Origin of the sequence: Variovorax glucosi (assembly GCF_051216695.1) — a bacterium.
GTDB lineage: Bacteria > Pseudomonadota > Gammaproteobacteria > Burkholderiales > Burkholderiaceae_C > Variovorax.
The window spans coordinates 65,715-77,714 of sequence record NZ_JBPJZE010000003.1 but is presented as its reverse complement, the minus strand read 5'-3'; the positions used below and the strand labels follow the sequence as shown (position 1 = coordinate 77,714).

The following is a 12,000-nucleotide window of genomic DNA, read 5'->3' as shown; positions in this document are numbered from 1 at the left end:
CCGATTTTGTGTCCACACCCAAAAGCTCCTCCGCCGCCTTGATCGTTGGCGCCATTGGCGTCGTCTACGGCGATATCGGCACCAGCGTGCTTTACGCGACCAAGGAGGTGTTTGGCCACGGACACGTTCCTTTCACGATCGAGAACGTCTACGGCATCCTTTCGATGTTCTTCTGGACGCTGACGATCATCGTTTCGCTCAAGTACGTCGTTCTCGTGTTGCGTGCCGACAACGAAGGTGAAGGTGGTCTGGTGGCGATGCTGGCGCTGGCTTCGCGCGCCGTTGCCGACAAGCCGAAGCTGCGCAGCGTGCTGCTGGCGGTCGGCATCTTCGGCACCTCTCTGTTCTATGGCGACGGCGTCATCACGCCGGCCATTTCGGTGCTTTCGGCGGTCGAGGGCCTGGAAGTGGTGTCGCCGCACTTCGCGCACTACGTGATTCCGATCACGCTGGTGGTGCTGTTCGGGCTGTTCGCGGTGCAGAAGCGCGGTACCGCCGGCATCGGCAAGTTCTTCGGGCCGATCACGCTGGTGTGGTTTCTCGTACTGGCCGTGCTCGGCGTGACGCAGATCCTGACGCACCCTGAAATCCTGAAGGCGGTCAATCCGTACTACGCGCTCAAGTTCATCTGGGACAACCCGATGACCAGCTTCATCGTGCTGGGCGCGACCGTGCTGTGCGTGACCGGCGCCGAAGCGCTGTACGCCGACCTGGGCCACTTCGGGAAGGGACCGATCCGGATCGCATGGTTCTCGGTCGTCATGCCGGCGCTGGTGCTCAACTATTTCGGGCAAGGCGCCTTGTTGCTCGAGAACCCCGAAGCCGTGAAGAACCCGTTCTTCATGATGGCGCCCGAATGGGCCATCGTGCCGCTGGTGCTGCTCGCCACGCTGGCCACAGTGATCGCTTCGCAGGCGCTCATCACCGGCGCGTTCAGCGTCACGCGCCAGGTGATCCAGCTCGGCTACCTGCCGCGCCTGAACATCCAGCACACCAGCGTGCGGTCGGCCGGCCAGATCTACATTCCGTTCGTCAACTGGGGGCTGTTCGTCGCCATCGTGCTGGCGGTGGTGCTGTTCCGTTCGTCGAGCAACCTGGCTGCGGCCTACGGCATCGCCGTGACGACCGACATGCTGATCACGACCGTGCTGACCTTCTTCGTGATCCGCTATGCCTGGAAGCTGCCGCTGGCGCTGTGCATCGGCGCCACGTCGATCTTCTTCGTCATCGACTTCGCCTTCTTCGCATCGAACCTGCTGAAGTTGCCCGAAGGCGGCTGGTTCCCGCTGATGATCGGCGGCGCCATCTTCATGCTGATGATCACCTGGAAGGAAGGCCGCCGGCTGATGGGCGACGTGCAGCGCGCCGATGCGCTCGACCTGCGCGGTTTCCTGGAGGCGGTCTTCATCAGCCCGCCGGCGCGCGTCGACGGTACGGCGGTGTTCCTCACGGCGGAAACCGGCAACGTGCCCAACGCGCTGTTGCACAACCTGAAGCACAACAAGGTCCTGCACGAGCAGAACCTGTTCGTGACCGTGCGCAGCCACGAGGTGCCATGGATTCCGATCGAGCAGCGCATCGAGATGGAAGCGCTCGACAACCGTTGCTGGCAGGTGATCGTGCATTACGGTTTCAAGAACGACATCGACCTGCCGCGCGCACTCGAGAGTGCACGCATGCAGGGTTGCCGGCTCGAGGCGATGTCGACCAGCTATTTCCTGTCGCGCGACGTGGTGGTCCCGACGCTCGGCAGCGGCATGGCGCCGTGGCGCGAAAAGCTGTTCGCGCAGATGCACCATAACGCGAGCGGTGCGGCGAACTTCCTCAATCTGCCGAACAACGCCGTCGTGGAGCTCGGCTCCAAGATCGAGATTTGATGTTCGTGCTGCTGCGGCAAGCTTCGTGCTTCAGGAAGGCATGACCGCCCTGCGCCACAGCTATTTCGAAGACGCCCAGGCTATCTTCGCCGGGACGCTGTTCGTGTCGCTGGCGCTGATCCTGTTCAATCAGGTCGGGCTGCTGACCGGCGGCGCGGCGGGCCTGGCATTTCTGCTGCATTACGTGACGGGCGTCAGCTTCGGCAAGCTGTTCTTCCTGATCAACATCCCGTTCTACGGCTTCGCCTGGGTGCGGATGGGGCGCGAGTTCACGCTCAAGACCTTCATCGCAATCACGATGCTGTCGGCGATGACTGAATGGTCGCCGGCGCTGTTCGCTATCGACAGGCTGCATCCGGCCTACGCCGCCGTGCTCGGCGGGCTGCTGCTTGGCGCCGGCTGCCTGTTCCTGGCACGGCACCGCGGCAGCCTGGGCGGCGCGACGATCGTGTCTCTTTATATGCAGGAGAAGCACGGCTGGCGCGCCGGCAAGGTGCAGATGTGCATCGATTGCAGCATCGTCGCGCTGGCTTTCCTGATCATCGAGCCGACGCGGGTGCTTTATTCGGTGCTGGCGGCGGTGGTGATGAGCGTGTTCCTGGCGGTGAATCACAAGCCGGGACGCTATGTGACGATGTAGTCGCGCGCTAGAGCGCCAGTTGCTGCATGTGCGAAGCGATGGCGCCCGGTGTCGTGAACCAGATTTCGCCGCGATCCCGCGCGCGCGCCAGATGCTGCAGCGCGGTCCGCAGATGCCGCAGCCGATACGGCTGGCCGACGATGTACGGATGCAGCGCCAGTCCCATGACCAGCGGCTGCGCGCGCGACTGTTCGAGCATCTCGTCGAAGTTGTCGATCACCATCGCCGTGAAATCCTTCGCATCCATCAGGCGACCCACGATCATCGGAATGTCGTTCAGCTCCTGCGGATACGGCACCGACCAGAGCGAGCCGCCCTCGCGCGTGCGCATGCGCACCGGCTGGTCGTCGTGGCACCAGTTGAGCGTGTAGCCGTAGCCGGTTTCGGCCAGCAGGTCGGGCGTCAGCACGGTTTCGGAGATCCACGGCGACAGCCAGCCCGCCGGCGTCTGCCCGCTCTCGCGCTGCATTCTTTCGCGGCAGCGCAGCAGCAGGTTGCGCTCTTCCGTTTCGTCGAGCACGCCTTGCCGCTCGGCATTGCTGTGGCCGTGACCGATGAGTTCGTCTCCGCGCGCAACGCAGGCCTGCACCAGTTCCGGGCAGTGGTCGTAGAGGGCGGTGTTGATCAGCGCGCCGGTCGGCAGGCCAAGCGCATCGAAAAGTTCCAGGCAGCGCCAGGCGCCGACGCGGTTGCCGTATTCGCGCCAGCCGTGGTTGAGCACGTCGGGTTGCGGCGAGGCTGGTCCGATGCAAGCGCCCAGGCCGTCGCCGAAAGCGAAGTGTTCGATGTTGAAACCGAGATACACGGCCAGCCGCGCGCCGTTCGGCCAGACGTAGTCGGGTCGGCGGGTGATCGGGCTGTAGTCGAAGCGGTCGTGTGTGGGGAGTAGGTCGGGCCAGCGTGTCGTCATCGAATCGGCGCCGCAAGTCCCGTGCCGGTCACGGGCAGGGGTTGGGGATCGGACGGCACAATCGCACCATGAACATCCTCTTCGTCGCCGACCCCCTCGATCAGTTCAAGATCTACAAGGACACCACCTTCGCCATGATGCGCGAGGCCCAGCGCCGCGGCCATCGCGTCGCGGCCTGCCTGGTGCAGGATCTGCAGTGGGTTTCCGGCGGCTTCGTGACCGCGCTGGTGCAGCAGATCACGCTGACCGGCGACGTGCACCGCTGGTACGAGGAAGACATCCGCGAAGTGAAGGCGCTGAAGGATTTCGATGCCGTGCTGATGCGCAAGGACCCGCCCTTCGACGCCGAATACATCTACGCGACGCACCTGCTCGAACAGGCCGAGCGCGAAGGCGCGCGCGTAGTCAACAAGCCCGGCGCGCTGCGCGACCATCCGGAAAAGCTCGCGATCATGCAGTTCCCGCAGTTCACGACGCCGACGCTGGTCACGCGCAGTGCCGAGTCTGTGAAGGCCTTCCATGCAGAGCACGGCGACATCATCCTGAAGCCGCTGGACGGCATGGGCGGCATGGGCATCTTCCGCGTGCGTCAGGACGCGCTCAACCTGGGCTCGATCATCGAGACGCTGAACAAGGACGGCGCCGAAACCATCATGGTCCAGCGCTTCGTGCCGCAGATCGTCGACGGCGACAAGCGCATCCTGATCATCGCGGGCGAGCCGGCGCCGTTCGTGCTGGCGCGCATTCCGCAGGGAACCGAGGTGCGCGGGAATCTGGCAGCGGGCGGCAAGGGCGTCGCGCAGCCGCTGACGGCGCGCAATCGCGAGATCGCGGAGACTGTCGGAAAGGCGCTGGCGCCGCGCGGGTTGCTGCTGATCGGGCTGGATGTGATCGGGGACAGCGTCACCGAGATCAATGTGACGAGTCCGACGTGTTTTCAGGAGATCACGGACCAGACCGGGTTCGATGTGCCGAAGATGTTTGTGGATGCGCTGGAGGCGCATCTGGCTGTAGCCTGATCCGGAAAAATGGCGCTGGTGCGTCAAATGCCGGCCAATTGCCGGAGCCGCTTGATGATCAATGGCACTCGTCGCTGGCTTGCCGTGTCTCCGGGCAAATGACCCGACAACTGGTCGGTGAAAGACGCATCGGCGAGCAGGCGATCGAATTCGTTTTCAAGGAACTCCTTGACCTCGGAAGGACAGCTTTGGATCTCGTCGATCAGCTCCGGCCGGCCGTCGATCACGTTGACGATGTCTTCCATGTCGGTGCTGCCCAGATAGTCGCCATTCCCTCGACCATGAAATGCCTCCAGTTTGGTCGCGAGAAAAAGAGGCGCAGAGACGACGAGGATTTCCCGACCGCTGGGCAGCGCATGCTTCTTGGCACTTGCGACAGTGATTTCATACCAGCGGTTCACGGAGTGCCCGAGGACGTTTGTGGAGGGCATCACGTCGATGATCAGGCGTCCCCGGGTCCAGCGGCACATGTGGTCTCCGTTTTCGACAAACCCACAGGCCCGCAGTCGAGGCGAGAGTCCCTCGTAGTAGTCCCCGAGCGAAAGCACCTCAGCGACCAGATCCACGTCGATCGTCTGCCGAACTGCAGGACGAGCGCGGTCCGTGATCAGAAGGCCTACAGAGCATCCGCCAACCAGAACCAGTTCGGATCGAAGTTCACCGAGTGCCTCTGCGACCAGTTCAACGATCGAAACGTTCGGGTCGGCGCTGTTCACGACAGCCGTCTTTCAAGCTCTTCCGATGCAATCTTCCGCTCTCGCGCAGCGCCTACGCGCAAAGCGTCGATCAGCGTCAGAACTTCATAGAGCGCCGCATCGTTCTTTGACGCCTGTAGCGCGCACGGATTGAGCGGTTGCAGCCCAGGTCCTCTCACCGTGCCCCCGGGATCCGGCCACACCGGGCTTTCGGACGAGTCTTCGAAGTGAGGGCGAAGCACGGGTCCGCCTATGGCTGTCGGAATCCCTCTGGTCATCGGGCCGAGTTGACCGGGGTAGGCATACCTTGCGCCATGCAGCGCAAATTCGAGAATCGCCGGGCGAAGCGGTCGCACGCTGCCTGTGGCGCGACTTAGCAGTCTTGCAAATTCTGCTCGCTTGACCGCGCCGTGGACCGACGAAAGCGCCATGCCCAATTCATCAGCCAAGTCGGCAAGAACGAAGTCTCTGTCCCGGTTGAGAGCCAGCTTGAGGGCCACGATCAGGTCTTGTGGCTTGAGCGCCAACTGTGAGCTTGCAACTGCCATTTTCAAGTTTCATGAATATCGAATTCGTAATTCGATCATACTGAAAATACATATTTTCAGGTTTCATGAATACGCTATTTATGTTGGCGGTGCTGCTCGCATTTGCAGCCAAGCGTCAGAACTCCACCGAAGCACTCAAGCTGAAAGTCCGCGGATTGCCGACCACCAGATACCCGCTGCCCGGATACCCACCGACCGACGCCCAGTAATTGCGGTCTGCGACGTTGTCGACCCGCGCCCGAAGCGTGACCAGCTTGCCGGCCATCTGCGTGATGTAGCGCGCGCCGAGGTCCAGCCGGCCCCAGCCGCCAACGCGCTGCGTGTTGGTCGCGTTCGCGTAGGTGTGACCGGTGGCGACCACGCGACCGTTGAGCGACAGGCCTCGCACGCCAGGCACGTCCCAGTCGGCGCCGATGCTGCCCTGAACGGTCGGCGTGCCGATGACCTTCTTGCCGTCGGTGGTCGCGACGCCGGTCGACTTCTGTTCGGCATCCAGGAAGGTCACGCCGCCCAGGAGGCGCAGACCTTTCATGGCTTCGCCGAAAACCGTGATCTCCGCGCCCTGGTGGCGATCCTCGCCTGCAGAGACGAAGAAGCCGTTGCTGTCGACCAGCGAACGCGGCTTGTCGGTCGAGAACAGCGCGATGCCGCCGCCGATGCGGCCGCCGTCGTACTTGATGCCGACTTCCTTCTGCTTCGACACGTACGGCTTGAGCTGTTCGCCGACATTGCGGACCGGAACATTGTTCACCTGCGCGGGGGCGCTTTCGCCCTGCGTCAGGCCTTCGATGTAGTTCGCGTATACCGACACGTCGGGACGCACCTTGAACACCAGACCGGCGACCGGGCTGATGCGGCTCTGGTCATACGACGTCTGGGCGCCGCCCGGATTGGTGACCACGCCGTTGAACACCACGCGGTACGCTGTGTTCTGCGTGGCGATGCTCTGGTCGCGCATGCCGACGGTGAGCTGTACCTGGTCGTTCAGGAACGACATCGTGTCGCCGATCGCGACGCTGTGCAGTCGCGTCTTGGCGCTCAGTGCAGGGCTGGAGAGGTCGTTGCCGAGGAAGTTGAGCGCGGGCGCTGCGTAGTAGCGCGGAGCGTAGAGGTTGGTTGCGAGCGTGGAGCCAAGGCCCGTTCCCAGCGCATAGGCGTTCTTGGTCTCGAGATCGAAGTACGAGTAGGCCGCTACCCATTCATGGCCGACCGAGCCGGTCCTGAACTTGCCGCGCAGGCCGAGTTCGGCGGTGCGGGTGTCGTCCTGGCGGGTGTTGTCGAAGCGGGATTGCGTACCCGCACCGGTCGCGGCGTCGCTCAGGTTAAATCCGGCCAGCGAGTTGGCTTCGTTGCCGCGGCGCGCGCCTGCTGCAGCCCATGCCGTCACGCTGTCGTTGATATCGTATTCGCCGCGCACCGAACCGAACGTGTCGCGCTCGTTGGAGAAGGTCCAGGGCTGAGCGAAATTGCTCTTGCTGTCGGGTGCCGACGGAATCACGGAGAGCGTCGAAGCCGGCGTGACGTTCGGGCGCGTGTTGGTCAGGCGGTGCTCCTGATGGCCAATGTCGGCGGAAATGCGTGCATCGCGGCTGCGCCAGTCGACGCCGATAGACAGCACGTCGAGCTTGACCTTCTCGTCGTCCACGCCGGTGCCGCCGTCGCGGTGCGCTGCGTTGATTCGTATGCCGGTGCTCTGGTCGGGGCCGAAGCGACGGGCGATGTCGGCGGCGATGTACGCCTGCGAACCGCTGGAAAGGCCTGCGGTCACTTGTGTCAGTGGCTCGTTCGACGCCCGCTTCGGCAGCAGATTGATGTTGCCGCCGATGCCGCCGCCGGTGGGCGCTGCGCCGTTGAGGAAGGCACTCGCGCCGCGCAGCACTTCGACACGCTCGAACAATTCCGAAGAGATGTACTGCCGCGGCAGAAGGCCGTACAGCCCGTTGTAGGCGATGTCGTCGGAATTCACTATGAAGCCGCGGATGAAATACGACTCCTGGAAGTTGCCGAAACCGCGCGCGATGCGAACCGAAGGATCGTTCTGCAGCACATCGGCGACGCTTTTCGCCTGCTGGTTCTGGACCAGCTCATTCGTGTAGCTGGTCGAGGAGAACGGCGAATTCATCATGTCCTGGGTGCCCAGGATGCCGGCCCTCGCGCCGCGCGCAACCTGTCTGCCCGCGAAAGGTTTGGCCAGACCTTCAGCCGACGCATCGGCGCTGGCTTCTACGGTGACGGTCGAAAGCGTCGACGCAGCGGTGTTGGACGTCTGGGCCAGCGAGCCGACGACATGCAGTGCCAGCACGGCAGCGATCGCCACCGGACGAAGTGGAAATGCGTAGAAGGACATGTTTTTTCGCGTCAATGAGAGCGGTAGTACAAATGAGAACCGTTATTATCTTCACCCATTCGTGAAGCGGTTCCCGATTCGTTCGGAAAGTCGCAAGCTGTTGTTTTTTGGCGCTACCTGAGCGCCAGACCACATGCGATCAGCTCGAGCGGCTGCCGTCCACGAACACCGCCAGCTCGCCCGGCGCGAACTGCGTCCAAGTCTCATCGGTCGTCAGCGGCGCGGTGACGATCACGGCGACCCGGTCTTCCGGCGTCGTGTGCTGCGCGAAATCGATCGCGACGTCTTCGTCGGCCAGCTGCGCCAGCATGAACGGATGCTGGCGCTCGATGTACCAGAGGTTCGTCGACGCATGCGCCCACAGTGCCTGGCCGTTCGACAGCATGAAGTTGAACGTGCCGTGACGTGCCGCACGCGGCGCGAGCTCGCGCAGCGTCAGCGTGAGCTCGGCGATGCTGGGCACGTCGGCATGCGACTTCGCCAGCTCCTGCATCAGCCAGCAGAACGCATGCTCGCTGTCGGTGTCGCCGACCGGGTGGAAACTTCCGTGCAGGCGCGGCCGGAAGTCCTTCAGGTCGCCGTTGTGCGCGAAGACCCAGTAGCGGCCCCAGAGTTCGCGCACGAAAGGGTGGCAGTTCTGAAGGTTGACCTGGCCCTGCGTCGCCTTCCGGATGTGCGCGACGACGTTGCGACTCTTGATCGGGTAGCGGCCGATGAGCTCGGCCACCGGCGAATCGGCCGCCGGCAGATGGTCGACGAAATGCCGCAGTCCGCGGTCTTCGAAGAACGCGATGCCCCAGCCGTCGGCATGGTGGTCGGTGCGGCCGCCGCGCTGCGCGAATCCGGCGAAGCTGAAGGTCACGTCGGTCGGCGTGTTGGCATTCATGCCGAGCAGTTGGCACATGGTCAGGACGCCTTGGTGGATGTGTGATTGGGAGAAGGCTTGTCGCGCAATTGCCAGGCCGCGAGCAGCGCGACGGCACACAGCGCGGCCAGCATCAGGAAGACTTCGTTGAAAGCAGCAAGCCGTGCCGCGCTCGTCGCCCGGTCGAGCGAATCGCCGTGCGCCGCCAGCCGCCATTCGAGCGCGATCGCGCACAGGCTCACGCCGGCCGCGCCGCCGAGCATGCGAATGAAGCTGATGGCACTCGCGCCCTGCGGAATCAGCGGCTTCGCAAGCGGGCGCATCGAACCCAGGTTGAGCGACGGCAGGATGAAGCCCAGCCCGATGCGGCCGATGGTCGCGAAAGCCACCAGCAACCACAGCGTGCCGCCGAGCGACAGCGTGAACATCAGCGAGAACGAGAGCGCCAGCAGTGCCAGGCCGATGCTCACCAGCACCCAGGTCGGCTTGCGGTCCGCGAGACGCCCGACCATCGCGATGGTGAAGGCCAGCACGATGCCCGCCGGCAGCATGATCGTGCCGACATGCGAAGCCGACAGCTTCAGCGCGACCTGCATGTAGACCGGCAGCAGGTAGGTCGAGCCGAACAGCGCCGCACCGTAGATGAAGGCGACGATGTTGCCCATCGCGAACTGCCGGTAGCCGAACAGCGCCATGTTCATCAGCGGCGCGCCGCCGATGGCGGTGAGATGGCGCTGGAACCTGATGAATGCGATCAGTGACGCCACCGCGCCAGCCAACAGCACGGCCGATTCGACGACCGAATCGCCGCGCAGAGCCACCAGCCCGTTGAGCAGGCACAGCGTGCCCACGGTCCCGATCAGCAGGCCGCGCCAGTCCAGCCCGGTGTCGCGCGCCGCTGCCACGCCGCCGGGCGCGGTGACCGGCACGAACTTGTAGGCCAGCCAGATCGACAGCAGGCAGAACGGCACCACCATGAAGAAGATCGAGCGCCATCCGAACAGGTCGACCAGCACGCCGCCGATGCTCGGGCCGATGGCCGGCGCAAGCACCACGCCCATGCCGAAGATGCCGCTGGCACGACCCTGTTCATGCGGCTCGAAGGCGCGCAGGATGATGATGGCCGGAATCGGCTGCACCACGCCTGCCGCAAGTCCTTCCGCAATGCGCGCGACCAGCACCAGCGAGAAGTCGTTCGACAGCCCGCCCGCCACGCCGCCGGCGAGAAGCAGCACCATCGTGCCGACATAGGTGCGTCGATAGCCGTAGCGCGACAGCAGCCACGGGGTCGTCAGCATCGACACTGTCATTGCCACCATGAAACCCGAACTCACCCATTGCGCGCGCTCCTGGCCGAGCCCGAAATAGTGACTCATGTCCGGTATCGCCACGTTGACGATCGTCGACGACATGATCGACGCCATTACGCCCACCATCACGGAGAGCAGTAGGAGCCAGCGGTAGCGTTCGCCGTATTTTTCTCGGAGGGAGGGCGGCGGTGTGTGGACGTTCATGTGGCGAGGGACGCTGCAGGCGATCCGGCTGCAGCAGTGGACGAGTCTCGTTTGCCTGTCCTACAAGGATATCGGTGATTGCGCTTCCGGGCCGCAGGAGGGGGCCGTCAAAATGATCGTTGCATAAGAAAGACGGATGACGCCATGGACGCCCAATACAACTACAGCGATTCCGCCACCGCGGAACAGCACCACGAGACACCTTCCCTCGCAGCCGAGCTGCGCGCGCCGACCATCAGCCGCGCCTATCAGTGCCAGTGCGGCCGACCGGTCTTCCTGGGCAACACGATGTGCCTGGCCTGCAAGACACCGCTGGGCTACGTGACCGAAAAGCTGGGTGTGGTGCCGATCGCGCCGGCCGTTTTCGACGGCGCCGAGCCGAACACGTACACCGTCTACGGCGACGGCGACGGCCATGCTTTTCACCGGTGCGCGAATTTCGACACCTCTGCTCGCTGCAACTGGATGGTCCCCGCGCCCCGTCCCGGCAACCGCGCATCGTTCAACACCGACGGACTTGCACCCGGTTTCTGCCTTTCGTGCAGCACCACCCGCACGATTCCCGACATGTCCATCGAAGGCAACGACGATCTGTGGCGGAAGCTCGAACTCGCCAAGCGTCGTCTGCTGTCGCAACTGCTCGTACTGGGCTTGCCGATCGTTACGCGTCACGTCGATTCGGGTGGCGGTCTGGCCTTCGATTTTCTCAGTAATGTGCCAGGTGGAGCGAAGGTACTGACAGGGCATCAGGACGGTGTGATCACGTTGAATGTCGAAGAAGCGGAAGACGCCGTACGCGAGCGCATTCGTGCCGAAATGCGGGAGCCGTACCGCACGCTGGTAGGGCATTTCCGCCACGAAGTCGGCCACTTCTACTGGGACCAGCTGGTTATCGGCAAACCCTGGATCGATGCCTACCGCGACCTGTTCGGCGACGAACGCGAGAGTTACGCTCTGGCTCTGCGCTCGCACTACGAGAACGGTCCGCCGCCCGACTGGGCCAGCCGTTACGTCACCAGCTACGCCAGCGCCCATCCCTGGGAAGACTGGGCTGAAACATGGGCTCACTATCTGCACATGGCCGATACGGCAGATACCGCGATGAGCTTTGGCGTCGACGCGGCGAATGTCGAAGTCTCCAACGACCTCTTCGAACCGTCCGACCTCTGGCAGCCCGACCATCCGGGCGCGACGAAATTCCTGGAGTTCCTGAACGGCTGGGTGCGACTGACGAATGTGCTGAACGAATTGTCGCGCAGCATGGGGCAGCCCGATTACTACCCGTTCGTCTTGCCGCGCGCGGCGGTTGGCAAGCTGCAGTTCATTCATCAGCTGATCACCGAGCAGCGGATGTATGTGAAGGCGGAGGTCGCGGCGGAGCTGGATGTGCCGCTGGAAGAAGTGCTTGAAGAAGGCACGACAGATTCGCTGGAAGCTTCAACGCCACCCGAGTTCGCGCCGGTGCAGTCGCAGAACCAGGGAAGCGATCAGATCGCGCTGCATGCAAACGGTCATAGCCAAACGCAGAACCAGATGCAGGACACGCTCGTTCTGCAGGCGCAGCAGAGCCAGAGCTGATTTTTTT

Annotated in this window: 10 protein-coding genes; 4 read left to right on the top strand and 6 right to left on the bottom strand. The window is 63.6% G+C overall.

What is annotated here, in order from left to right; all coding sequences use genetic code 11:
- Positions 1 to 8 precede the first annotated feature (8 nt).
- A complete protein-coding gene (locus ACSFA3_RS15125) occupies positions 9 to 1,877 on the top strand; it encodes a potassium transporter Kup (protein WP_435506305.1) in 1,869 nt (622 codons plus the stop codon).
- Positions 1,878 to 1,917: 40 nt separating this feature from the next.
- A complete protein-coding gene (locus ACSFA3_RS15120; RefSeq protein ID WP_435506304.1) occupies positions 1,918 to 2,517 on the top strand; it encodes a YitT family protein in 600 nt (199 codons plus the stop codon).
- A 7-nt stretch (positions 2,518 to 2,524) separates the two neighbouring features.
- On the opposite strand, the gene ACSFA3_RS15115 is transcribed toward ACSFA3_RS15120, so the two are convergent.
- Positions 2,525 to 3,427, bottom strand: a complete 903-nt coding sequence (locus tag ACSFA3_RS15115) for a polysaccharide deacetylase family protein (protein ID WP_435506303.1) — start codon at positions 3,425 to 3,427, stop codon at positions 2,525 to 2,527.
- A 68-nt stretch (positions 3,428 to 3,495) separates the two neighbouring features.
- Here ACSFA3_RS15115 and gshB point away from each other — a divergent pair, with 68 nt between their 5' ends.
- Complete coding sequence (gene gshB / locus ACSFA3_RS15110; RefSeq protein ID WP_435506302.1) at positions 3,496 to 4,446, top strand: glutathione synthase; 951 nt, start codon at positions 3,496 to 3,498, stop codon at positions 4,444 to 4,446.
- 23 nt (positions 4,447 to 4,469) lie between these two features.
- Here the strand turns inward: gshB and ACSFA3_RS15105 are convergent, their stop codons facing one another.
- The 5 genes from ACSFA3_RS15105 to ACSFA3_RS15085 form a co-directional block, all read right to left on the bottom strand.
- Entirely contained in the window at positions 4,470 to 5,162 is a 693-nt protein-coding gene (locus ACSFA3_RS15105; protein WP_435506301.1) for a hypothetical protein, read from the bottom strand.
- The gene (locus ACSFA3_RS15100; RefSeq protein WP_435506300.1) at positions 5,159 to 5,689 is read right to left on the bottom strand and encodes a hypothetical protein; all 531 of its coding nucleotides are present in this window, start codon (positions 5,687 to 5,689) and stop codon (positions 5,159 to 5,161) included. The genes ACSFA3_RS15105 and ACSFA3_RS15100 overlap by 4 nt, the downstream gene beginning before the upstream one ends.
- 115 nt (positions 5,690 to 5,804) lie before the next feature.
- On the bottom strand, positions 5,805 to 8,036 hold the full coding sequence (locus ACSFA3_RS15095; protein ID WP_435506299.1) for a TonB-dependent receptor: 2,232 nt from the start codon (positions 8,034 to 8,036) through the stop codon (positions 5,805 to 5,807).
- A gap of 139 nt (positions 8,037 to 8,175) precedes the next feature.
- Entirely contained in the window at positions 8,176 to 8,940 is a 765-nt protein-coding gene (locus ACSFA3_RS15090; RefSeq protein ID WP_435506298.1) for a class II glutamine amidotransferase, read from the bottom strand.
- Positions 8,941 to 8,942: 2 nt separating this feature from the next.
- Positions 8,943 to 10,415, bottom strand: coding sequence for an MFS transporter (locus tag ACSFA3_RS15085; protein WP_435506297.1), 1,473 nt, complete (start codon positions 10,413 to 10,415; stop codon positions 8,943 to 8,945).
- Positions 10,416 to 10,559: 144 nt separating this feature from the next.
- Between ACSFA3_RS15085 and ACSFA3_RS15080 the strand changes: the two genes are divergently transcribed.
- On the top strand, positions 10,560 to 11,993 hold the full coding sequence (locus ACSFA3_RS15080) for a zinc-binding metallopeptidase family protein (protein ID WP_435506296.1): 1,434 nt from the start codon (positions 10,560 to 10,562) through the stop codon (positions 11,991 to 11,993).
- The last annotated feature ends 7 nt before the right edge of the window (positions 11,994 to 12,000 follow it).